Source organism: Streptomyces sp. NPDC104313 (assembly GCF_055583985.1).
The window spans coordinates 1-22,881 of the sequence record NZ_JBVJMW010000015.1 but is presented as its reverse complement, the minus strand read 5'-3'; the positions used below and the strand labels follow the sequence as shown (position 1 = coordinate 22,881).

Genomic DNA, 22,881 nt, shown 5'->3' with positions numbered 1-22,881 from the left:
TTTCCCGGCCCCGGAGAGGCTCCCGCGCATCGGGTCAGCTTCGGGCCTCGGCGCGGGCCTGCGCTGGAAGCGCCACGCGGGCAGGACCGACTCGATCAACTCCCAGCGGGCATCGGACAGATCACTCGGATAGTGTCCTGGCCGCGCGTCAGGACGCGGGCTGCCACCCGACCTCCTCGTTGCCGTACACGTACTCCGGCCGCCCCTTCATCCCGCTCAGCCGGAACGGCTTCCCGCGATCGTCGATCCGCAACGACCCTTCCTTCCCGCCGCTGCTCCACTCCAGCTCCAGGTACCAGGTGACGTCGTAACCGACGGCCTTCAGGTCGAGGTTGAAGACCTCCACGTCCTCGGACGTCACCTTGTACGGGAAGTCCACGGCCGGTACCACCGTGTCTCCCTGCTTGCCCGGCACCGGCCGGAGGGTGGGATGCCCGGCGTCGAGGTGGGAGACGAACGTCTGGGGCATGATCCCGCTGCCGCAGCCGTTGCCCATGAGATACGCCGACCAGGGCAGCGGAGCCTTGCGGGAGAGCACCCGGACGTGCATGCCCTTGAGGACGACCGCCTCGCGCGAGGTCCCCTGGACGGTGAGCTGGAGCAGCATGTTCCCGGCATCGACCCCGCCGTAGGACTGCGCCCAGCCGCGCCGGTCCTGCGGCGCGGGCGGCGGGTCCAGCTCGTCGGGCCCCCGGTTCACCAGGTAGTGCTGGCCGCAGGGTTCGTCCCAGTTGTACGAGGAGATGCTGACGGCCGGCGGAGCCCCGAGGCCCGTACCGCCACCGCTGTAGCCGCCACCGCCCTGCGACCGCCCCGGCCCGGAGCCCGCCGAGGGCTTCACGGACGGCGGCCCCGAGGGGGAAGCGGAGGCACTCGCCGAAGGAGCGGCCGAACTCGGGCTCGCGGAGGGGCGGGGCGCGGCCGGGACGGAGCCCTCCGGCGCCGCTACAAGGTCTCCGCCCGCGTCCTCCACCCGTTCCGCAGCGGCACTCCCGCCGCCCTTCTTCTCCGACCCGACGAGATCGGCGGCGACGACGGTGGTGGGCACGAGGAGCGCGGCGACCCCGGCGGCGGCGATGAACACCCGGGTACGCCGGGAGAGCCGGGACCACCGGGAGCCCGCCCCCGGTCGAGCGCCACCGCCACCAGACGCGACGATCGGTTCGGACGGATCGGAAGGCTTGACGGCTTCAGCGGACTCAGCGGGCCCAGCGGCCTCGGGAGCAACAACAGGCACCGGAACAGGGCCGGCGACAGGCACAGCGGCAGGGGCGGATGCCGCCGCCCCCGGCCCCGCCGGTGGACGTCGCCGGGCCGCGTCGGCCACGATCCACCGCCGGTGCACCTCCACCATCTCGTCGCGCGACGCCCCGCAAACCCGCGCGAACCGCTCCACCGGAGCGAACTCGTTCGGCACGGCGTCCCCGTTGCAGTACCGGTGGAGGGTCGACGTGCTGACGTGCAGCCTTCCCGCCAGCACACCGTAGCTGCGCCCCGAACGGTCCTTCAGATCCTTCAGCAGAGCCGCGAACTCAACGGCCTCCGGCGTCGCCACGACGGCGTTCCCCTTCCTCGTGCGTCCCGGAACGGCGTTCCAGGGACGCGGAATTCCCGCAGGTCACCGTACGGGTAGACGTTCCAGCGTCCCCAATGGTTCGCCAGGCGTTGCGGCCGGAATCCGCCGCCCCACAAGCTCGGACCAGACCACGGCAGCACCACCGCGGACCGGCCGTTCAACCGGACCCACACGTCAATCGATCACGGGGAGTACCACCGCCATGCGCACCAACCGCATCCGCACCACCGCCCTCGCCGCCACCGCCCTCGCCGCCGCTCTCTCACTCACCGCCTGCGGCGGCGGCGAGGACAAGGCCATGGGGACCGAGGCGGCCGCCTCGACCGGGACGGCGAAGCCCGCGGCGACGAGCACCGACGACAAGGCGCGGCCAGACGCACCGGAGGCCGGCCTGCCCGAGACGCAGACCGTCCCCGCCGCGGGGAAGCACGCCGGGGGCAACGGCAACGGCGACAACAAGGGCAGGAAGCCGGAGACCGCGCCGAACAAGAAGGCCGCGGCGGCGATCCCCGCCTGCACGCCCAAGAACTCCACGGTCAAGGTCTCCTCGGTGAGCCGCCCGATCAACCACCTGCTGCTCACGGTGACCAACACCGGCTCCACCACCTGCCACGCCTACTACGCGCCGTTCCTCCGCTTCGACGGCGCGCAGGCGGTCTACCCGGTCCTCGACGACAGCAAGCCGCAGGCGGTCGTCACGCTCTCCCCCGGCAAGAAGGCGTACGCGGGCATCGCGCTCCTCGGGGAGCCCGGCCAGAACGAGCCGGTCAAGAGCGCGAACCTCGGCGTCGGCATGGTCGACAAGAACAACCGGTCGAAGGGCGAGTCCACGGTGAAGCTCCCGGCGGAGACCTACACGGACGGCCTGGGCTTCGTCACCTACTGGCAGTCGGACGTCGAGAGCGCCCTGATGTACTGAGCGAACGACCCATCCCAGGCCAGTGCCTGACGTGCGGTAACTGTGCGCGACCCGTACAGATTTGTTGTACGGGTCGCGCATGCGTGAACCGGGTCCCGGGGTGGGAGTGGGAACCGTATGCACCCCAGAAAGCGACAGCGTAAGAACGCGTCGACGATGAAGCTCGTGGGCAAGCTCCTCGCCCGGTTCCGTACCGAGGCGGGCATGACCCAGGTCGAACTGGCCCTGGCCTCGGGCGTACAGGAGGACACGATCGCCTCCGTCGAGCAGGGCAGACGGTCACTCGTCCCGGATCTGGCGGAGGCGATCGACGATCTGCTGGACACCAAGGGCGCGCTGGCGACGGCGGTCGACAACATGCCGGAAGTCGACCTGATCCCGCTGTGGGCCGAGGACTACATCGACATGGAGCAGGACGCGCTGGCGCTGTCCTGGTACGACAACCAGGTCATCCCGGGCCTGCTCCAGACGAAGGCGTACGCGCAGGCGGTGTTCGGCAACAAGATCCCGGTCTACAGCCCGGAGGAGATCGAGACGCAGACGGCGACGCGGCTGCAACGCCAGCAGATCCTGGACCGGAAGAAGCCGCCGACCACCAGCATCGTGATCTGGGAACCGGTCCTGATGATGAAGCTGACCTCGGACGAGGACCACCGGGAACAGCTGCGCCACCTCTACGCGATGGCCCAACTGCCCGGGGTCTGCCTCCAGGTACTGCCCCTCGACAGCAGGGTCCACGCGGGCCTCGCCGGCCCCTTCACCCTCCTGGAGACCCCGGACCACCAACACGTCGCGTACACCGAGACCCAACGCGGCAGCCAGCTGATCTCCGACCGGAATGAGGTCAGCATCCTCGCCCAGAAATATGCGATGCTGCGAGCCTAGGCGCTCAGCCCTGTGGAGACCCTGCGCCTACTGGCCCGCTTACTGGGAGAGACATGAGCACCGCACTGAGCTGGTTCAAGTCGAGCTACAGCAGCGACGAAGGCGGCCAATGCCTCGAAGTCGCCTACGACTGGCGGAAGTCGAGCCACAGCGGCAGCGAGGGCGGCCAGTGCCTCGAAGTCGCGTACAACTGGCAGAAGTCAAGCCACAGCGCCGACGAAGGCGGGGCCTGCGTCGAGATCGCCGCCCACCCCGCCGCCGTCCACGTCCGTGACTCCAAGGACATCGAGGGCCCGACGTTCACCGTCGCGCCCACCGCCTGGTCGGCGTTCGCCGCCTACGCGGCCACCGCCTGACCCCTCACCGTCGTCATCCCGCCCGGACCGTCTTGTAACGGAGCATCGCGACCCCGTTCCCGAAGGTCCGGGTCTCCACCAGCCGGAGCGGCTGCCGGTCCTCCGTGTCCCGGAAGAAGCGGCGGCCCCGGCCGAGGATGACCGGGTGGACGTAGATCCGGTACTCGTCGATCAGATCGGCCCGCCGGAACGACTCCAGCAGATCCGCCCCGCCCACCGCCAGGTCACCCGACGCGGCGTCCCGCAGACCGCGCACCTGCTCGGGGTCGACCTCGTGCAGCAGCGTCGCGTTCGGCCCCACGCTCTCCAGCGTCCGCGAGAAGACGAACTTCGGCATGTCCCGCCAGATCCCCGCGAACTCGGCCATCGGGCCCTCGCTGTCCGGGTCCTGATCGGCGGTCGGCCAGAACTCCTCCATCAGCTCGTAGGTGACACGCCCCTCGACGAAGCCGCCCATCGTCCGGAAGTAGTCGTTGAAGTGCTGGTGCACCTCCTCGTCGACGGTGTGCCAGTCGATGTCGTGGTCGGGCCCCTCGAAGAATCCGTCGAGGGAGAGCGAGATGGACGTGACGATCCTGTTCACAGCGGCTCCTGCCGGATCGGCCCGGCCGACGGGGACGACCGGGCGGCGCGCAACGGGCCTCGAAGATAGCCCCGGGCACCGACAACCGGGCCCTAGCCGCGCCCGTCCAGCCGTACGCTCCCCGGCCCGCTCCTCCGTACGGTCCCCCGCCCGCTCCTCGCGGCCCCGGACGCGTTGTCAGTGCCGCCGCCTAGGCTCACCACCATGGCGACTCTCCCGAATCCACTGCCCTCCCTGGCCACTTCCGGCCTGGACCTCCCGCCCGGCTCCCTGGTGGACGCCACGCTGGACGGCCCCTGGCACGAGCCGCTGCTCTGGTACGCGGACGGCCCGGCCGGCCTGCGCGACTGGTCGGCACTGCGGACGGCCGGGCGGCGGGTCGGGCTGCTGCCGGTGCTGGTCACGGGCGGCCGGCGCGAGCAGTGGCCCGAGGAGTGGGACCTCTGCCCGGACGGCACGTCGTATCCCGGCGACCACGACGCCGAGGAGGTCCTCGCGGGCTACTGGACGGAGTACGCGGACGACGAGGTGGGCGACGGCACTGCGGCCGGGGAGAGCGGGGAGCGGTCCGGGGGACCCGGCCCCTGGCCCGGTCTCGCGCCCGTCCCCGCCCGGGAGGCGACGGAGGACGCGGACACGGTGGCCGCCGGCCTCGCGGGCGTGATCGCCGCCGATCCGGACGCGTGGCTCGGTGGGGCGCGGACGGCCCTCGTGCCGGCCCGCCGCAGCGCCGACATACCGGCGGCGATCGGCTGGTCGGGCCCGATGAACCACGAGAACGACGTGGCGCGGCTCTGCGCGGTGCTCCGCTCCTGGGAGGACCGGTACGACGCCCGGGTCGTGGTGCTCGGCTTCGACACGATGATCGTGTCCGTGGGCCGCCCGCCCGCCACGATGGAGGAGGCCCGCGCCCTGGCCGCCGAGCACTACGCGTTCTGCCCGGACACCATCGACCAGTCCCCGCCGTACGACCTCGGCGTCTACGCCGAGAAGGCCGTGCTCAACCAGGAAGCGTGGTCGTTCTGGTGGGACTAGACCCGGCGGCACCAGAGACAGCGGAACCACAGGCAGCGGGACCAGGCACCACGGAAGAGGACACCACGGGAGAGGACATGACGGCACCGGACAAGAGCCTCTCGGCCAGAGAGCGGTCGGACACCGGAGCGGGTGGGCCGTGAACCACGACAGGCCTGGGGTCTTTCGAACGAGAGGCCTTGGCGGGGCGGCTCAGCGCCGCGCGTCCCGCCCGAGCCACTGGGCGGCCTCGGTCGCCCAGTAGGTGAGGATCATCTGCGCCCCGGCCCGCCGGATCCCGGTCAGGCTCTCCAGGATCGCCTTGTCCCGGTCGATCCAGCCCCGCTCGGCGGCGGCCTCGATCATCGCGTACTCGCCGCTGATCTGGTACGCCGCGACCGGCACGTCCACGGACTGGGCGACCTTGGCGAGGATGTCCAGATACGGTCCGGCGGGCTTCACCATGACCATGTCCGCGCCCTCCCCCAGGTCCAGCGCCAGCTCCCGCAGCGACTCGCGGGCGTTGGCCGGGTCCTGCTGGTAGGTCTTGCGGTCGCCGGTGAGCGAGGAACCGACAGCCTCGCGGAAGGGGCCGTAGAAGGCGGAGGAGTACTTCGCGGTGTAGGCGAGGATCGACACGTCCTCGTACCCGGTCTGGTCCAGGGCGTCGCGGACCACGCCGACCTGGCCGTCCATCATCCCGCTGGGGCCCACCACATGGGCCCCGGCGTCCGCCTGGACCTGGGCCATCTCCGCGTACCGCTCCAGGGTCGCGTCGTTGTCCACGCGCCCGTCCTCGTCGAGGACCCCGCAGTGGCCGTGGTCGGTGTACTCGTCCAGGCACAGGTCCGACATCACGACCAGGTCGTCGCCGACCTCCTCGCGTACCGCGCGCAGTCCGGCCTGGAGGATGCCGTCCGGGTCCGTGCCCGCCGTGCCCCGGGCGTCCTTCTTCGCGTCCTCCGGCACACCGAAGAGCATGATCCCCGAGACCCCGGCCGAGACCGCCTCGACGGCGGCCTTCCGCAGGGTGTCCAGGGTGTGCTGGTACACACCGGGCATCGACGAGATGGCGACCGGGGCGTCGATACCCTCCCGCACGAACGCGGGAAGGATCAGGTTCGCGGGGTCGAGCCGTGTCTCGGCGACCATCCGCCGCATCGCCGGGGTCGTCCGCAGCCGCCGGGGGCGGGAGCCGGGGAAGTTTCCGTACGCAGTCATCCTTCGACGATAGACCTGTACGCGGTCAGGTCTTACCGACACCCGCGCCGGGAAAGGCCCGCCGACCGGCCCCGCCGACCGGCCCCGGCGAAGACAGCGGGCCCGGCCGCCGAAGCGACCGGGCCCGCTCACCCTCGTACCACTACGTCGTCGTCCGACGCCTGCGCGCACCCGGGCGCCGCTCGCTCGGCCTGGTCACCGGGTCACCGGCCTCCTTCGCCGCGTCCCGGCGCTGCGCGCCGAAGGCGGCGAGCGCCTCGGCGAGCCTGTGCACGGACGGCTCCGGGGACAGCACGTCGACCCGTAGGCCGTGCTCCTCGGCGGTCTTCGCGGTGGCCGGGCCGATACACGCGATCACGGTCACGTTGTGCGGCTTGCCCGCGATGCCGACCAGGTTGCGCACCGTCGAGGACGAGGTGAACAGGACCGCGTCGAAACCGCCGCCCTTGATCGCCTCGCGGGTGTCGGCCGGCGGCGGCGAGGCGCGGACCGTGCGGTACGCGGTGACGTCGTCGACCTCCCAGCCCAGCTCGATGAGCCCGGCCACCAGGGTCTCGGTGGCGATGTCCGCACGCGGCAGGAACACCCGGTCGATCGGGTCGAAGACCGGGTCGTAGGGCGGCCAGTCCTCCAGCAGCCCGGCGGCGGACTGCTCGCCGGACGGCACCAGGTCCGGCTTCACGCCGAAGTCGATCAGCGCCGCGGCCGTCTGCTCGCCGACGGCGGCGACCTTGATGCCGGCGAAGGCACGGGCGTCGAGCCCGTACTCCTCGAACTTCTCCCGGACCGCCTTGACGGCGTTCACGCTGGTGAAGGCGATCCACTCGTAGCGCCCGGTGACCAGGCCCTTGACCGCGCGCTCCATCTGCTGGGGCGTACGCGGCGGCTCGACGGCGATCGTCGGGACCTCGTGCGGCACCGCACCGTAGGAACGCAGTTGGTCGGAGAGCGACGCGGCCTGCTCCTTCGTACGCGGGACGAGCACCTTCCAGCCGAACATCGGCTTCGACTCGAACCACGAGAGCTGGTCGCGCTGGGCGGCGGAGCTGCGCTCTCCGACCACGGCTATGACCGGCCGGTGCCCCTCGGGCGAGGGCAGCACCTTGGCCTGCTTGAGGACCTGGGCGATCGTCCCGAGGGTCGCCGTCCAGGTGCGCTGGCGGGTGGTGGTGCCCGCGATCGTCACGGTGAGCGGGGTGTCGGGCTTGCGGCCCGCGGAGACCAGCTCACCGGCGGCGGCGGCGACCGAGTCCAGTGTGGTGGAGACGACGGCGGTCGCATCGCTCGCGCCGACCTCGCTCCAGCACCGGTCGGAGGCCGTACGGGCGTCGACGAAGCGGACGTCCGCGCCCTGCGCGTCCCGCAGCGGCACCCCGGCGTACGCGGGCACGCCGACGGCGTTCGCGACGCCCGGGACGACCTCGAAGGGCACCCCGGCGGCGGCGCAGGCGAGCATTTCCGCCCCCGCTTCCCCGTCCAGGCCCGGGTCGCCCGCGACAGCACGGACCACCCGCCTGCCGCCCTTCGCGGCCTCCATGACAAGATTGGCCGCATCCCTGAGAACGGGTACACCGACGGTTGTTGACGAGGTGTCAGCAACCGTCAGCTCAGGCATGCTCACGCCTGCCCGCGCATGGCTGCGGACGACGTCGAGCACATCGGGCTCGGCGACAAGGACGTCCGCGCTCGCGAGCGCCTCGACGGCGCGCAGGGTCAGCAGTCCCGGGTCGCCGGGACCGGCGCCGAGGAAGGTGACCTGGCCTTGGGCGGACAGGGCAGGAAAGTCGGATGCGGCGGGGCCGGTGGGGCTCAAAGTGCTCGCTCCCCCATAAGACCGGCCGCACCCTTGGCGAGCATCTCGGCCGCGAGTTCGCGACCGAGGGCCGCCGCGTCGTCGTGCGACGTGGGGACGGGACCGGTGGTGGACAGCTGTACCAACGAGGAACCGTCGGTGGTACCGACGGCTCCGCGCAGGCGCAGTTCGTTGACAACCTGCCCGTCGACCAGGAGGTCGGCCAGCGCACCCACAGGTGCGGAGCAGCCGGCCTCCAGGGCGGCGAGCAGGGCACGCTCGGCGGTCACGGCGGCCCGGGTGAACGGGTCGTCGAGCTCGGCGAGCGCGGCGGCGAGGTCGGCGCTGGACGCGGCGCACTCGATCGCCAGTGCTCCCTGGCCGGGAGCGGGCAGGACGGTGTCGACCGGGAGGAACTCGGTCACCTCACCGCTCCGGCCGAGACGGCTGAGCCCGGCGGCGGCGAGAACCACCGCGTCGAGCTCCCCGTCGCGCACGAACCCGATCCGCGTGTCGACGTTGCCCCGGATGGGGACGGTCTCGATCCGCAGTCCGTGGGAACGGGCGTACGCGTTGAGCTGCGCCATGCGGCGCGGCGAACCGGTGCCGACGCGGGCGCCTTCGGGCAGCTGCCCGAAGGTCAGCCCGTCCCGGGCGATCAGCGCGTCGCGCGGGTCCTCGCGCTGCGGCACGGCCGCCAGCACGAGGTCGTCGGGCTGGCTGGTCGGCAGGTCCTTGAGCGAGTGGACGGCGAAGTCCACCTCGCCCCGCAGCAGCGCCTCGCGCAGGGCCGCGACGAACACACCGGTGCCGCCGATCTGTGCCAGGTGCTCGCGGGAGGTGTCCCCGTACGTGGTGATCTCGACGAGCTCGACGGCGCGCCCGGTCACCTCGCGAACCGCCTCGGCGACGAGTCCGGACTGGGCCATGGCGAGCTTGCTGCGCCGGGTACCCAGCCGGAGCGGCGCGGGGTTCCGCGCGCCCGGGGGTGAGTTGTCGGTCATGACCGCCCTCTATTCGGGTCGTTCAGGTCTGCCCGGGAGACGGCGGCCACCGTCTGCGGGTCGAGGTCGAAGAGTTCTCGCAGCGCGTCCGCGTACCCGGCGCCGCCGGGCTCGCTGGCGAGCTGCTTGACCCGCACGGTGGGCGCGTGCAGGAGTTTGTCGACGACGCGGCGCACGGTCTGGGTGATCTCGGCGCGCTGCTTCTCGTCCAGGTCGGGAAGGCGGCCGTCCAGCCGGGCGATCTCGCCGGCGACCACACCGGCGGCCATGGTGCGCAGGGCGACCACGGTCGGGGCGACGTGCGCGGCGCGCTGGGCGGCGCCGAAGGCGGCCACCTCGTCGGAGACGATGGTGCGGACCCGGTCCACATCGGCGGCCATCGGGGCATCGGCGGACGCCTCGGCGAGCGACTCGATGTCGACGAGGCGCACACCGTCGATGCGGTGGGCGGCGCCGTCGATGTCCCGCGGCATGGCGAGGTCGAGCAGGGCGAGCCGGACCGGGCCGGTCGACTGGGCGGGCACGGTGACCCGGCGCGGCACGGTCGCCGGAGCGGCCTGCGCGGCGGAGGAACCGTTCTCCACCCAGGCGGCGTGCTGGTCGACGTCGGCCGGGGCCGGGGTGACGGTGACCGTCGGCCGCTCGGGCGCGGCGCCCACGGTCACGCCCAGCGCGTCGGCGAGGACGTCGGCGGTGAGCACGAGGCCCGTGGAGCCGGTGCAGGAGACGACGATGTCGGCACGTGTCAGTTCGTCACCGACCGCGGACATCTCGACGGCCCGGGCGCGCACCGCCGTGCCGTCGCCCTGCTGGAGGATCTCCACCAGGCGGTCCGCGCGGGAGCGGGTCCGGTTGGCGACGACGATGTCGGCGACGCCGGTGCGGGCGAGGGTCGCGGCGGCCAGCGAGGACATCGAGCCGGCACCGATGACCAGGGCGCGCTTGCCGCCGGCCCAGCGCTCGGGGTCGGCCCCCGCGGCGAGCTGCTGGAGCCCGAAGGTGACGAGGGACTGCCCGGCCCGGTCGATCCCGGTCTCGCTGTGGGCGCGCTTGCCGACCCGCAGGGCCTGCTGGAAGAGGTCGTTCAGCAGCCGTCCGGCGGTGTGCAGCTCCTGGCCGCGCGCGAGCCCGTCCTTGATCTGGCCGAGGATCTGGCCCTCGCCGACGACCATCGAGTCCAGCCCGCAGGCCACCGAGAAGAGGTGGTGGACGGCCCGGTCCTCGTAGTGCACATAGAGATACGGAGTGAGCTCTTCGAGACCGACACCGCTGTGCTGGGCGAGCAGCGTGGACAGCTCGGCGACGCCCGCGTGGAACTTGTCCACGTCCGCGTACAGCTCGATGCGGTTGCAGGTGGCGAGCACGGCGGCCTCGGTCGCGGGTTCCGCGGCGAGGGTGTCCTGGAGCAGCTTGGCCTGGGTCTCGACAGCGAGGGAGGCCCGCTCCAGTACGGAGACGGGGGCGCTGCGGTGGCTCAGCCCGACGACGAGGAGGCTCATGCGGGCATCACCGCGGGCATGTCCCCGTCAGGTCCCTTCCGGCCGACGGGCGTGGCGCGCATCGGGGGCGCGCCCTCGTCCTCGGCGGCGGAGTCCTCGCCCGCCTTGCGCTGCTCGTGGAACGCCAGGATCTGGAGCTCGATGGAGAGGTCGACCTTGCGCACGTCGACGCCCTCGGGCACCGACAGCACGGTCGGCGCGAAGTTCAGGATGGAGGTCACACCGGCGGCGACGAGCCGGTCGCAGACCTGCTGGGCCGCGCCGGGCGGGGTGGTGATCACGCCGATGGACACACCGTTGTCGCTGATGATCCGGTCCAGGTCGTCCGTGTGCTGGACGGCGATCCCGGCCACCGGCGTACCGGCCATGGCGGGGTCCGCGTCGATCAGCGCCGCGACCCGGAAGCCGCGCGAGGCGAAGCCGCCGTAGTTGGCGAGGGCCGCGCCGAGGTTGCCGATACCGACGATGGCGACCGGCCAGTCCTGGGTGAGCCCGAGCTCGCGCGAGATCTGGTAGACGAGATACTCGACGTCGTACCCGACGCCGCGGGTGCCGTAGGACCCCAGGTAGCTGAAGTCCTTGCGCAGCTTCGCCGAGTTGACCCCGGCCGCCGTGGCCAGCTCCTCGGAGGAGACCGTGGGGACCGATCGCTCGGAGAGCGCGGTCAGGGCGCGCAGATACAACGGAAGTCGGGCGACGGTGGCCTCGGGAATTCCTCGGCTACGGGTCGCCGGTCGGTGAGTTCGGCCAGTTGCCACGGTGCTCCTGCGGGATGAGCGGGGCTGCAGGCGGCCGTATGTCCCAAGACCGCCCCGTCGAATGCAGGCTATGTCTTTGTGAACGCGTGCACAAAGATGGTGTCCGCTTTGTCCGGTCAAAGTGACCGGGGTCACGCGCATTTCCCGCGCGATCCCGGAACCAGGGACCGCACCGGCCCGTTGCAGCCTCCAAGGGGGCAAAGCGGTACACACTCCTCACAACTCAGCCCCCGAGGCCACGCAAAGCGCCCGCAATATTAACCGGGTTTCACGTCCGCACCCAGCGCCTTGCGCAGTCTGGCCGGGTCCACGCGCCAGAACGTGTGCTGTTCGCCGTCGATCAGCACCACCGGAATCTGCTCCCAGTACTTCTCGTGCAGCCCCTCGTCCTCGGTGATGTCCTTCTCCACCCACGACGCGCCGGTCTCCTCGCAGACCGCGCTCACCACCGCCCGCGCGTCCTCGCACAGATGACACCCGGGCTTCCCCACCAGCGTGACCACCCGCTCGGCGGGCCTCTTCCTCTTACGTCGCAACAGAGCACTCATGCCTTCATTCTGCGCCCGCCGGCCACCACCCCGGACCGCCCGGAATCGACCGATTCACCCTTCCGCCCCGCACCGTTCACGCCCGCGCATCGCGGCAGGTCGGGCAGGTGCGGACGGACTGGTTATGCTCACGGCATGGCCGCTCTTGGATGGCTCACACCCCGTAGGCGTTCCGCTACCGCACGGAGCGTCCTGGCAGGCGAGGCCGCCGCCGAGGCCGCGCGCAGGACCTCGGCCGCCGACGACGAATCCGCCCTCCTGGCCAAGGCCCCGGAAGAGGCGGACGCGACGCCTCCGCGGGAGCCCGCGTTCCCCGTCGCCGGGGACGACCGCGCCGCCGCCTTCTTCGACCTCGACAACACCGTCATGCAGGGCGCCGCGATCTTCCACTTCGGCCGCGGCCTCTACAAGCGGAAGTTCTTCGAACGCCGCGAGCTCACCCGGTTCGCCTGGCAGCAGGCCTGGTTCAGACTGGCCGGCGTCGAGGACCCCGAACACATGCAGGACGCCCGCGACAGCGCCCTGTCCATCGTCAAGGGCCACCGCGTGTCCGAGCTGATGTCCATCGGCGAGGAGATCTACGACGAGTACATGGCCGACCGCATCTGGCCCGGCACCCGGGCCCTGGCCCAGGCCCACCTCGACGCCGGACAGAAGGTCTGGCTGGTCACCGCGGCCCCCGTGGAGACCGCCACCATCATCGCCCGCCGCCTCGGCCTGACCGGCGCGCTCGGCACCGTCGCCGAATCGGTCGACGGCGTCTACACCGGCCGCCTGGTCGGCGAACCCCTGCACGGCCCCGCCAAGGCCGAGGCCGTCCGCGCCCTCGCCGCCGCGGAGGGCCTGGAACTGGGGCGCTGCGCCGCCTACAGCGACTCGCACAACGACATCCCGATGCTCTCGCTGGTCGGCCACCCCTACGCGATCAACCCGGACACCAAACTCCGCAAGTACGCCCGCGCCCGCGACTGGCGGCTGCGCGACTACCGCACCGGCCGCAAGGCGGCCAAGGTCGGCATCCCGGCCGCCGCCGGGGTCGGCGCGCTCGCGGGGGGCACCGCCGCCGCCGTCGCCCTCCACCGCCGCCGCCGCTGACCCGCCCCCTTCCGCACCCTCCGCGCCCACCGCGATCGGTCACGGGGCGCAGCCACGCCCGGAGCCGGAGCCCCGATCGCGAGCCGGTGAGCCGACACGGGCAGGACCCGCTCCGGCCAGCCGGATCGCCGACGCCCGGCCACAACCCGTCGCCCCCATAGACAGATCACGAAGTAATTCGATCAACAAACGGTCACCATGTGCCACTTGATACGTCACTTAGTGATAACAGAAGCGACGGAATCGGTGATTTAGACAACTGGGTGTAGTGCCGCCTGCACGAAGCGTTATTCTCCTCAGACGCACCATGGACACCGCCACCCGCTTCCACGGGTGACGTTTTTCGAACTGCTCGTGATGGAAGCTCTGCCTCTGGGAGTCCCGTGTACCCACACGTCGGGGTTGACGCCTCGGGCCTGGCTACGCTGCGCGCATCGGTCATTGACCGCTTGCGCGGCCTCGTCCCCACCGCGTACGCCGTCCCCGCATTTGCCACCCCTGCACCTGCCGGCCCTTGCTACGCCCTGGCCGAACGCGGTGCGGCGGTCGGAAGACGCGGCACCCGCGCCGCCTCGACCACGTCGACCGTCCGCCGTCCCACCGCCGACAGCGACAGCGCGCGCATGATGGATCTCGTCGAACGCGCACAGGCCGGTGAGGCGGATGCCTTCGGCCGCCTGTACGACCAGTACAGCGACACCGTGTACCGCTATATCTACTACCGCGTGGGCGGCAAGGCGACCGCGGAGGACCTCACCAGCGAGACCTTCCTCCGCGCGCTGCGCCGCATCTCCACGTTCACCTGGCAGGGCCGCGATTTCGGCGCCTGGCTGGTCACGATCGCTCGCAACCTGGTCGCCGACCACTTCAAATCCAGTCGATTCCGACTGGAAGTGACCACCGGCGAAATGCTCGACGCCAACGAGGTGGCGCGCAGCCCCGAGGACTCCGTCCTGGAGTCCCTCTCCAACGCCGCACTGCTCCAGGCCGTGCGGCGACTCAACCCCCAGCAGCAGGAGTGCGTGACCCTGCGGTTCCTCCAAGGCCTCTCGGTCGCGGAGACCGCCCGGGTGATGGGCAAGAACGAGGGCGCGATCAAGACCCTCCAGTACCGAGCCGTACGGACGCTCGCCCGACTCCTGCCGGACGACGCCCGCTGATCCGGCCTCCGCGTGACCGTCCCGTCACGCACTGGTCCGATCATCTTTCGTGCGTAACCCAAGTGCCGAGCGTCTCGTTGTGCCGGTTGCAGGCCCCCTGCCGTCGCCCCTTGTCCGTACCCACTCACTCCATCGAGTGGAAACGCTCAAGGTGCGCAACCTTCCGGACCGTCAGGGGAGTCGACCGTCATGACGAGAGGAGGTGCCGCCAGTGATCGCAAACGTTTCGGCACACCGGCGGGCGAACGCCTTCGCCCAGGCCCTGGAAGAACAGACCCCCCAGGGTGCGGCGGCCGTACAGCCCGCGGAGCCGGCCGACCAGGCCGACCGCGGACCGCTGTTGGCCCTGGCGAACGGCCTCGGCGAGCTACCGAAGCCGCAGTTGGACCCCGAGGTCAAAATGGTGCAGCGAGCCCAGCTCGTCGCGGCCATGGAGACCATGCTCGCCGAGGGCGGCGCGCCCACGGGCACTACGGTGCCCGTGCAACGGGGCAAAGGGGCCCACCGGGCCTCACCACTGCGGAAATTGCGACCCCGCTCACGCTGGGCGAAGGGGCTCACTGCCGGCGGGCTCACCGTCGGCGTGGCCGCGGGAGCGTTCGGCGGCGTGGCCGCCGCCAGTTCCGACGCCCTCCCCGGTGATTCGCTCTACGGACTGAAGCGCGGGATGGAGGACATCAGCCTCGGCATGGCCAAGGGCGACGCCGACCGCGGCGAGGCCTATCTCGACCAGGCCTCCACCCGGCTCAGTGAGGCCCGCAGACTCATGGAGCGCGGCCGGTCCGGCGCCCTCGACCACGAATCCCTCGGCGCCGTCAGACGCGCGCTCAACGGCATGTCCCACGACGCCTCCGAGGGCCACCGACTGCTCCACTCCGCCTACCAGCGCGACGGAGCGATCGGCCCCATCCAGACCCTGGACACCTTCTCCCGCTCGCACCGCGACGCCTGGAGCAGCCTGCGCGACCGGCTGCCCGTCCAGCTCACCGACGTCCGCGACGAGGTCAGCTCCGTCTTCGACGCCATAGAGGACGAAGTCGCACCACTCCAGTCCCTCCTCCCCCGCCCCCCGGGCAAGGGATCGGACACCGGACGCTCCGACGCCACCACCCCGGACACCGGCTCACCCCGGACCGGCCCCCCCGCACCCCCCGCCACCCCCGAGAAGCCCGGGAACCGCACCGACGGCAGCACCACCCCCGAGCCCTCCGGCCCGTCGGACTCAGCCGACGCCACCCCGGAGGACGGTCTGCTGGGCGGCGGTACGGACAGCCTGCTGGACGACCTCCCGACGGACGGCCTCGCCCCGCCCTCCCCCGAAGACCGGCCAGGCGCACCCGACGCCCCGGACGTCACCCTGCCCCCGCTCCTCCCGGGGCTCCTCCCCGGCCTCGGCATCGACGGCGAGAACCTCAGGCCGTAGAACGACCGGCCCGGCGCACAGAAAAAAGGGGGCCGGTACGCGATCCGCGTACCGGCCCCCTTCTCATCCGGCCGGCCCAGCAGATCAGAAGAACACCGACCGCCGCTGCACCAGCAGCTTGTACAGCGTGTGCTGGATCTGCTCACGCACCTGGTCCGTCAGGTTGAACATCAGCATCGGATCCTCCGCCGCCTCCGGCGGATACCCGTCCGTCGCAATCGGCTCACCGAACTGGATCGTCCACTTCGTCGGCAGCGGCAGCGCGCCCAACGGCCCCAACCACGGGAACGTCGGCGTGATCGGGAAGTACGGAAGGCCCAGCAACCGGGCCAACGTCTTCGCGTTCCCGATCATCGGGTAGATCTCCTCCGCGCCCACGATCGAGCACGGCACGATCGGCGCACCCGCCCGCAGCGCCGTCGACACGAACCCGCCCCGGCCGAAGCGCTGAAGCTTGTAACGCTCACCGAACGGCTTGCCGATGCCCTTGAACCCCTCCGGCATCACCCCGACGATCTCGCCCAGCTCCAGCAGCCGCTGCGCGTCCTCCGCACAGGCCAGCGTGTGCCCCGCCTTGCGCGCCAGCTCGTTGACGACCGGCAGATGGAAGACCAGATCCGCCGCGAGCAGCCGCAGATGCCGGTCCGCCGGATGGTTGTCGTGCACCGCGACCTGGAGCATCAGCCCGTCCAGCGGCAGCGTCCCGGAGTGGTTGGCCACGATGAGCGCCCCGCCGTCCGACGGGATGTTCTCGATACCCTTCACCTCGACCCGGAAGTACTTGTCGGCCAGCGGCCTCAGCATCGACATCAGGACCTGGTCGGTGAGCTCCTCGTCGTAACCGAACTCGTCGACGTCGTAGTCACCGGTGACCCGCCGCCGCAGGAACGCGAGCCCGCCCGCGATCCGCCGCTCCCAGCCGCCGGCCGGGGAACCGTCCGTGCCCACCGCGTCCTGACGGAGCTCCTGATCCCCCTCCCCGGCCTCCCGAGCCAGCCCGGACAGCTCGGGGACCTGCGCCCCCGGCAGCGCGCTCACCGGAGCCGCGGAGCCGTCACCCCGGCCGCCCGCCCCGGTCCGGCGCCGAGCCGGACGCGACGCGCCACCGGACCGCGAACGGTCCTCGTCGAACGGAATGACCTTGGCGTCCGCCATCGTCGATGCGCTCCTCTACCTGGCGCCGTGAGTCGTCTGTACCGCACCGGCCCCGCGCTCCCGCGGTCCGGCGCCTCCCGGGAGCGGCAACGCCGCCAGCCGGTCCACCGCCCTGCCCACCGTCCCCGGCGGCAGCAGCCCCGGACCCCGGCTCCGCGCGAACTCCGCGAACGTCCCCGCCGTGGTGAACTCCGGCCGGAAACCGAGGGTCTCGCGCATCTGCGCCGTCGAGACCACCCTGCCATGGGTGAGCAGGCGGATCTGTTCCGGCGAGAAGTCGGTCATGCCGATCGTACGGAGCGCCGAGCCGACCCACGTGACGGCGGGCAGCAGCACCGGGACGGTCGGCCTCCCCAGCCGCCGCGAGCACTGCGACAGCAGCAGCACACCGTCGCCGGCGATGTTGAACGTGCCGCTGTTCAGCGTCCCGCGCCGGGGCTCGCCCGCCGCGATCCCCAGCACATCGATCACATCGTCCTCGTGCACGAACTGGAGCCGGGGGTCGTAGCCGAAGACGGTCGGCAGGACGGGCAGCGACAGATAGTCCGCGAGCGGCGAGTCCGGCCGCGGCCCCAGGATGTTGGCGAACCGCAACACGCACACCGCCACGTCGGGCCGCCGGCGGGCGAAGCCCCGTACGTATCCCTCGACCTCCACCGCGTCCTTCGCGAAGCCACCGCTGGGCAACGACTTGGGCGGAGTGGTCTCGGTGAACACGGCGGGATCGCGGGGCGCCGACCCGTACACGCTCGTACTGGACTTCACCACGAGCCGGCGCACCGTCGGGGACTTCTGGCAGGCGCCGAGCAGCTGCATGGTGCCGATGACGTTCGTCTCCTTGATCGCCGTCCGGCCGCCGGCGCCGAGCGCCTTGCCGGAGACGTCCAGGTGCACGACCGTGTCGACGGCGTGCTCGGCCAGGATCCGCGCCAGGGCGGACTGCCGGATATCCGCCCGCACGAACTCCGCGTCGCCCAGCTCGTGCGCGGGCGCGACCGCGTCGACGGCGACCACCCGGTCCACCCCGGGCTCGCACTGGACGCGCCGGACGAAACGGCCGCCCAGCTGCCGGGCCGCTCCTGTGACGAGCACGACCTTTCCCAAGACCCGGCTCCCCTGCTTCCCGCGGTGACTTCCCTGGCCGTCACCGTAGCGGGTGGACGCCGCCCTGTGACGACCCCGGGCTCCGAAACGCACCGCAGCCCTCCCGCCAGGACGGCGAAAGGGCTGCGGATCTCACGAACTGCGTTCGCTTACTTCTTGTTGCGACGCTGAACGCGCGTGCGCTTGAGCAGCTTGCGGTGCTTCTTCTTGGCCATCCGCTTGCGCCGCTTCTTGATAACAGAGCCCACGACTACCCTCGCTCACTTCATTTTCACTGGTGCGGGGCGTCTGGGCCCACACGACCTACGTCGGCCTAGCCTACCCGCCACCGTCCGAGGGGCGTAATCCGCAGGCAACCTCAGGCTGATTCCACCCCCACAAAGGACTCGCGGAGATACGTGTGAACCGCTTGCTCCGGCACCCGGAAGGACCTGCCCACCCGGATCGCCGGCAGATGACCGCTGTGCACCAAGCGGTACACGGTCATCTTCGACACTCGCATGACCGAGGCGACTTCCGCCACGGTCAGAAACTTGACCTCGTTGAGAGGCCTCTCGCTGCCAGCAGCCATGACCCACCTGTACCTTCCGCACCGGACGCGCACCGGCTTCCCCTCCGGTGACTCTTCGTCGCTGTGCGCTCACTCCACAGATTAGGGGCGCGTGGTGCGAGTGGGGAAGAGGAGGGGCGGCCAACGGCCTACGGTGACAGACGGGCCCGATTGAGTACATAGCGCGTCAACGGCCGGTAAAACGGCGCCCGTACGCCGTCGTCGAACGGAACGACGAGGGACACCCGCCCCTCGGCCTCGCCCACGAACAGCGCCGGATCGTCCGTGTCCGCGGGCCCTATCGCCTCGATCCCCAGCTGACCTGCGCCGCAGACCCAGCCGTGATCCCCGATCACCAACTCCGGCAGCACCCCGAGCCGCTCCGCCGCGTCCTGGAGCGCGAGCCGCACCGGAAGCGGCGAATGCGTGTGCGCGCCGGTCTCGCCCCCCGTGGGCCGCCCCCCCGGTTCGCGCACCAGGGCGACACCCCGTACGTAGTCGAGGTGGTACGTACGTACGCCAAACCGGGTCGTTATGTCGACACATCTGCCCTGCGCGGGGGTGAGCACAGGACAGCCCGCCGCCGACAGAGCGTCTGCCAGCCCGGCGTAGAAACCGAGCAGCCGGTGCGGATGGCCGGTCCCCAGCAGCACCGGAGCCCGACGCTCCGCCAGCAGCGCCAACCGCTCGGCGAACGCGTCCAGCGCGGCCACCGTCCGCTCCGGATCGATCACGTCGGGCCCGCTCAGATGCGCGGGATCGGCCGAGACCCCGCACCGGTCCGCCATCAGCCGCAACAACTCGCCCTCGCCCCAGGCCCGTTCGGGCGCCAGTCCCAGCATCACCCGCGGATCCCGTGCGGCGAACAGCCGGTAGCTGCGCAGACTGGTCTCGCGCGAAGTGGCCACGGGCCCGGCCAGCCGGGCCGCCAGCAGATGGGCGCGCAGCGCCCCGGTGCTCAACACCCCTGGGATGCTGCCGTACGGCGGAGACCCGGCGGGCGGGAATCCCGTTACGCCCCACCGTTGGCGTAACGCACGGCACAATGCCCCCGCGCCGCCCGGACCTCAGGTCAGCAGCCCCCGCAGCGGAAACGAGGCCTTCCGGGACGCCAGCACCGCTTGGTCCAGCCGGTCCGCCGGGTCGTACCCGTCCTCCCAGGCCTTCCAGGACGGCGTACGCCCGTCCGTCATCCTCCCCGGCCCCAACTGCCGCGTACGGGCGTGGACCAGGTCCCGCCAGGACTGCGGCACCACCGCCGCCGGATCGACGGGCGCGTGCGCCGCGATCCCGACGAGATGCGTCCACGACCGGGGCACCACATCCACCACCGCGTACCCGCCGCCTCCCAGCGCCACCCAACGCCCGCCGTCCGCGTACCGGTGGGCCAGTTCGTGGCAGGACTCCATGACCGACCGCTGCGCGTCCAGGGACACCGCGAGGTGGGCGAGCGGGTCCTCGAAGTGCGTGTCGGCCCCGTGCTGGGTGACGAGTACCTGGGGCCGGAAGTCGGCCAGCAGCTCGGGCACCACCGCGTGGAACGCCCGCAGCCACCCCGCGTCCCCGGTCCCGGCCGGCAGCGCCACATTGACCGCGGCGCCCTCACCCGACCCGGACCCGGTCTCCTCCGGCCACCCGGTCCCCGGGAAGAGGGTCCTCGGGTGCTCGTGCAGCGAGATCGTCAGGACGCGCGGGTCCTCCCAGAACGCGGCCTGCACCCCGTCCCCGTGATGGACGTCCACATCGACGTACGCGACCCGCTCGGCGCCCAGCTCCAGCAGCCTCGCGATGGCGAGAGCGGGGTCGTTGTAGACACAGAACCCGGCGGCCGACCCGGGCATGGCGTGATGCAGCCCCCCGGTGAAGTTCACCGCGTGCTCGCACTCCCCCCGCCACACGGCCTCGGCGGCGCCCACCGACAGCCCGGCGATCAGAGCGGACGCCTCGTGCATCCCGGTGAACGCCGGATCGTCCACGGTCCCGAGCCCGTAGCCCTGGTCGGCAGCCCGCGGATCCACGGAGGCGGCCCGCACCGCCGCCACGTAGTCCTCACGGTGCACGAGCCGCAGGGTGGAGTCCCCGGCGGACTTCGCCGACCGCAGATCCACCGCACCGTCGAGCCCGAACGCCCGTACCAGCCCCATCGTCAGGGCCAGCCGGACCGGGTCCATGGGGTGCGTCTCCCCGAAGTCGTACCCCGTGACTGCGTCATCCCACATCAGCTGTGTGCGGCCGCTCATGCCCGCCACCGTATCGGGCGGGCTCCGGCCCGAACGCGCGGGCGTACACGAGCGTCGCCAGCACCAGAACCATCGGTACGAGCATGGCCCCGCGATAACTCCACACATCCCCCAGAGCGCCCACCAGCGGCGAACCGACCAAGAACCCCACATAGTTGAAGATGTTCAACCGGGCCACGGCCGCGTCGCTGTTCCCCGGGAACATCCGCCCGGCCGCCGCGAAGGTCTGCGGAACGATCACACAGAGCCCGAACCCGAGCATCGTGAACCCGAGCATCCCCGCCCGGGCCCCGGGAGCCACCGCCACGACCGCGAACCCGCCGGCCGCCAGCAGACTCCCGCCCCGCACCACGGCGACCGCCCCGAACCGCCGCACCCCGAGGTCCCCCACGGCCCGCCCCAGCAGGGTCGTCACCATGTAGACGTTGTACGGAACGGTCGCAAGCTCCTCCGAACCGCCCAGCACGTCCTGGAGGTACTTGGCACTCCAGTTGGAGACGGTGGAGTCCCCGATGTACGCGAAGCTCATGACGAGGCACAGCGGCAGCAGCAGCCTGAACGACAGCGCCCCACCGGCGTCGGCGGGGCGCGGCTCCTTCCCCCGCGGCCTCCTTCCCTCCGTGTACCACCGGCTCCCGACCAGCGCGGCGGGCAACAGCACCACCACGACGGGCAGGTAGGACACGAGCAACGACAGGTCCCACCGCGCCCCGGCCCACGCCAGGGACGCCCCCGCGATCCCGCCGAGGCTGTAGACGGCGTGAAAGCCGATCATGATGCTGCGCCCGTAAGCCCGTTGGAGGCTGACGCCCAGCATGTTCATGGAGGCGTCCAGCGCTCCGACGGCCAGCCCGAAGACGCCGAGCGCGACGGCGACGTGCCACACCTCCCGCCCAGCACCCACCCCGAGCAGGGCGAGCAGGACCAGGGGCTGGGACCACCGCAGGACGACACCGGGCCGCACCCGGGCGACCACCTTCCCGGTGGCCACGCTGCCGGCCCCCGCCAGGATCGGGACAGCGGCGAGGAAGACGGGCAACAGCCCGTCGGATATCCCGTACTGGTCCTGAACGGCGGGGATGCGCGTCACCAGAAGGGCGAAGGTCACCCCTTGAACGCCGAAGCTCAACCCCAGGGAGGCCCTGCCGTGCCGCAACCCCGCATCAGTCATGGCCGCGAGCGTAGAGCCAGGCTCTACCCGGGGGTAGAGGGATCAGGTGAGCAGTTCGGGAAGGTGAGCCATGTCGGAGAAGTGCCCGGTCACTCCGACGAGCCGGTCCGCGGGCATCATCGAGGTGAACCCGTACACGTCCATCCCCGCGGCACGGGCCGCCTCCACCCCGAGCGGGCTGTCCTCGATGACGACACACCTCTCCGGAGCGACCCCCATCCGCTCGGCGGCGTACAGGAACAGGTCCGGCGCCGGCTTTCCCCGCCCGACATCCTCCGAGCTGAAGATCCACTCCTCCTCGAACCACTGGTCGATGCCCGTCTTGCGGTGCCCGACCCGGATCCGCTCGTGGCTCCCGGAGGAGGCGACGCAGTAGTCCACCCCGTCCGCGACGAGCTTCCCGAGCAGTTCCTCGGCCCCGTGGATCGCGACGAGCTCCCGCTGGAAAGCGGCGAACGTACGGGTGTTGAGCGTGGAGTCGAAGTCCTCGGGCAGCTTCTGCCCGGTCCTCTCCTCGACGAGATCGTGGACCCGGTGCACGGCGGACCCCATGTAGTCACGGAGCGACTCGTCGTACGAGGTGGGGTGACCGAGTTCGGTCAGGTAGCGGGAGAGGACGGTGTTGGCAAGCGGCTCACTGTCGACGAGCACACCATCGTTGTCGAAGATGACCAGTTCGTAGCGCATGGTTCGACCCTAGACGTTCAGAACGCAGAAAAGCCCCGTGCCACAAGGCACGGGGCTTTCCCGGAAAAATTGTTCGGCGGCGTCCTACTCTCCCACAGGGTCCCCCCTGCAGTACCATCGGCGCTGAAAGGCTTAGCTTCC

The 22,881-nt window shown here is 71.3% G+C and carries 23 protein-coding genes and 1 rRNA gene; 7 read left to right on the top strand and 17 right to left on the bottom strand.

Annotated features, from left to right (window positions below):
• Positions 1–148: 148 nt before the first annotated feature.
• Entirely contained in the window at positions 149–1,555 is a 1,407-nt protein-coding gene (locus ACZ60Q_RS28725) for a helix-turn-helix domain-containing protein (RefSeq protein WP_469640309.1), read from the bottom strand.
• 223 nt (positions 1,556–1,778) lie between these two features.
• Between ACZ60Q_RS28725 and ACZ60Q_RS28720 the strand changes: the two genes are divergently transcribed.
• From ACZ60Q_RS28720 to ACZ60Q_RS28710, 3 genes are all read left to right on the top strand, one after another.
• The gene (locus ACZ60Q_RS28720) at positions 1,779–2,495 is read left to right on the top strand and encodes a DUF4232 domain-containing protein (RefSeq protein ID WP_469640307.1); all 717 of its coding nucleotides are present in this window, start codon (positions 1,779–1,781) and stop codon (positions 2,493–2,495) included.
• A gap of 156 nt (positions 2,496–2,651) precedes the next feature.
• Positions 2,652–3,380, top strand: coding sequence for a helix-turn-helix domain-containing protein (locus tag ACZ60Q_RS28715; protein ID WP_469640560.1), 729 nt, complete (start codon positions 2,652–2,654; stop codon positions 3,378–3,380).
• A gap of 53 nt (positions 3,381–3,433) precedes the next feature.
• Positions 3,434–3,736 carry a DUF397 domain-containing protein gene (locus tag ACZ60Q_RS28710; protein WP_469640305.1) on the top strand — a complete coding sequence of 101 codons (303 nt, stop codon included), beginning with the start codon at positions 3,434–3,436 and terminating at the stop codon, positions 3,734–3,736.
• Positions 3,737–3,749: 13 nt separating this feature from the next.
• Here ACZ60Q_RS28710 and ACZ60Q_RS28705 read toward each other — a convergent pair whose 3' ends face one another.
• Positions 3,750–4,319 carry a dihydrofolate reductase family protein gene (locus ACZ60Q_RS28705; RefSeq protein WP_469640303.1) on the bottom strand — a complete coding sequence of 190 codons (570 nt, stop codon included), beginning with the start codon at positions 4,317–4,319 and terminating at the stop codon, positions 3,750–3,752.
• A 204-nt stretch (positions 4,320–4,523) separates the two neighbouring features.
• Between ACZ60Q_RS28705 and ACZ60Q_RS28700 the strand changes: the two genes are divergently transcribed.
• Entirely contained in the window at positions 4,524–5,354 is an 831-nt protein-coding gene (locus ACZ60Q_RS28700) for a DUF4253 domain-containing protein (RefSeq protein ID WP_469640301.1), read from the top strand.
• A gap of 192 nt (positions 5,355–5,546) precedes the next feature.
• Here ACZ60Q_RS28700 and hemB read toward each other — a convergent pair whose 3' ends face one another.
• The 6 genes from hemB to ACZ60Q_RS28670 form a co-directional block, all read right to left on the bottom strand.
• On the bottom strand, positions 5,547–6,554 hold the full coding sequence (gene hemB / locus ACZ60Q_RS28695) for a porphobilinogen synthase (protein WP_469640299.1): 1,008 nt from the start codon (positions 6,552–6,554) through the stop codon (positions 5,547–5,549).
• Between the two features lie 142 nt (positions 6,555–6,696).
• The gene (locus ACZ60Q_RS28690) at positions 6,697–8,367 is read right to left on the bottom strand and encodes a bifunctional uroporphyrinogen-III C-methyltransferase/uroporphyrinogen-III synthase (protein WP_469640298.1); all 1,671 of its coding nucleotides are present in this window, start codon (positions 8,365–8,367) and stop codon (positions 6,697–6,699) included.
• Entirely contained in the window at positions 8,364–9,350 is a 987-nt protein-coding gene (hemC, locus tag ACZ60Q_RS28685; protein ID WP_469640296.1) for a hydroxymethylbilane synthase, read from the bottom strand. The genes ACZ60Q_RS28690 and hemC overlap by 4 nt, the downstream gene beginning before the upstream one ends.
• Positions 9,347–10,849 carry a glutamyl-tRNA reductase gene (locus ACZ60Q_RS28680; protein ID WP_469640294.1) on the bottom strand — a complete coding sequence of 501 codons (1,503 nt, stop codon included), beginning with the start codon at positions 10,847–10,849 and terminating at the stop codon, positions 9,347–9,349. Before ACZ60Q_RS28680 ends, hemC begins: the two co-directional genes overlap by 4 nt.
• A complete protein-coding gene (locus tag ACZ60Q_RS28675; RefSeq protein WP_469640292.1) occupies positions 10,846–11,607 on the bottom strand; it encodes a redox-sensing transcriptional repressor Rex in 762 nt (253 codons plus the stop codon). The genes ACZ60Q_RS28680 and ACZ60Q_RS28675 overlap by 4 nt, the downstream gene beginning before the upstream one ends.
• Before the next feature lie 257 nt (positions 11,608–11,864).
• Complete coding sequence (locus tag ACZ60Q_RS28670; protein ID WP_469640290.1) at positions 11,865–12,155, bottom strand: glutaredoxin family protein; 291 nt, start codon at positions 12,153–12,155, stop codon at positions 11,865–11,867.
• 135 nt (positions 12,156–12,290) lie between these two features.
• Here ACZ60Q_RS28670 and ACZ60Q_RS28665 point away from each other — a divergent pair, with 135 nt between their 5' ends.
• The 3 genes from ACZ60Q_RS28665 (at position 12,291) to ACZ60Q_RS28655 (ending at position 15,833) form a co-directional block, all read left to right on the top strand.
• A complete protein-coding gene (locus tag ACZ60Q_RS28665; RefSeq protein WP_469640288.1) occupies positions 12,291–13,250 on the top strand; it encodes an HAD family hydrolase in 960 nt (319 codons plus the stop codon).
• Positions 13,251–13,633: 383 nt separating this feature from the next.
• Positions 13,634–14,410, top strand: a complete 777-nt coding sequence (locus ACZ60Q_RS28660) for an ECF subfamily RNA polymerase sigma factor, BldN family (RefSeq protein ID WP_469640286.1) — start codon at positions 13,634–13,636, stop codon at positions 14,408–14,410.
• A gap of 211 nt (positions 14,411–14,621) precedes the next feature.
• A complete protein-coding gene (locus ACZ60Q_RS28655; protein WP_469640284.1) occupies positions 14,622–15,833 on the top strand; it encodes a DUF5667 domain-containing protein in 1,212 nt (403 codons plus the stop codon).
• 84 nt (positions 15,834–15,917) lie between these two features.
• Here ACZ60Q_RS28655 and ACZ60Q_RS28650 read toward each other — a convergent pair whose 3' ends face one another.
• The 9 genes from ACZ60Q_RS28650 to rrf form a co-directional block, all read right to left on the bottom strand.
• Positions 15,918–16,988, bottom strand: a complete 1,071-nt coding sequence (locus ACZ60Q_RS28650) for a lysophospholipid acyltransferase family protein (RefSeq protein ID WP_469640282.1) — start codon at positions 16,986–16,988, stop codon at positions 15,918–15,920.
• Positions 16,989–17,003: 15 nt separating this feature from the next.
• Complete coding sequence (locus ACZ60Q_RS28645) at positions 17,004–18,092, bottom strand: NAD-dependent epimerase/dehydratase family protein (RefSeq protein WP_469640280.1); 1,089 nt, start codon at positions 18,090–18,092, stop codon at positions 17,004–17,006.
• Between the two features lie 149 nt (positions 18,093–18,241).
• Positions 18,242–18,340, bottom strand: a complete 99-nt coding sequence (locus ACZ60Q_RS28640) for a 30S ribosomal protein bS22 (RefSeq protein ID WP_003948845.1) — start codon at positions 18,338–18,340, stop codon at positions 18,242–18,244.
• Between the two features lie 110 nt (positions 18,341–18,450).
• On the bottom strand, positions 18,451–18,663 hold the full coding sequence (locus ACZ60Q_RS28635) for a helix-turn-helix domain-containing protein (RefSeq protein ID WP_215111323.1): 213 nt from the start codon (positions 18,661–18,663) through the stop codon (positions 18,451–18,453).
• A 128-nt stretch (positions 18,664–18,791) separates the two neighbouring features.
• Complete coding sequence (locus tag ACZ60Q_RS28630; protein WP_469640278.1) at positions 18,792–19,607, bottom strand: phosphatase; 816 nt, start codon at positions 19,605–19,607, stop codon at positions 18,792–18,794.
• A 102-nt stretch (positions 19,608–19,709) separates the two neighbouring features.
• Complete coding sequence (locus ACZ60Q_RS28625; RefSeq protein ID WP_469640276.1) at positions 19,710–20,882, bottom strand: acetoin utilization protein AcuC; 1,173 nt, start codon at positions 20,880–20,882, stop codon at positions 19,710–19,712.
• Entirely contained in the window at positions 20,851–22,053 is a 1,203-nt protein-coding gene (locus tag ACZ60Q_RS28620) for an MFS transporter (protein WP_469640274.1), read from the bottom strand. The genes ACZ60Q_RS28625 and ACZ60Q_RS28620 overlap by 32 nt, the downstream gene beginning before the upstream one ends.
• A 42-nt stretch (positions 22,054–22,095) precedes the next feature.
• A complete protein-coding gene (locus tag ACZ60Q_RS28615) occupies positions 22,096–22,740 on the bottom strand; it encodes an HAD family hydrolase (protein WP_469640272.1) in 645 nt (214 codons plus the stop codon).
• Positions 22,741–22,811: 71 nt separating this feature from the next.
• Positions 22,812–22,881, bottom strand: a 5S ribosomal RNA gene (gene rrf, locus ACZ60Q_RS28610); the annotation flags it as partial.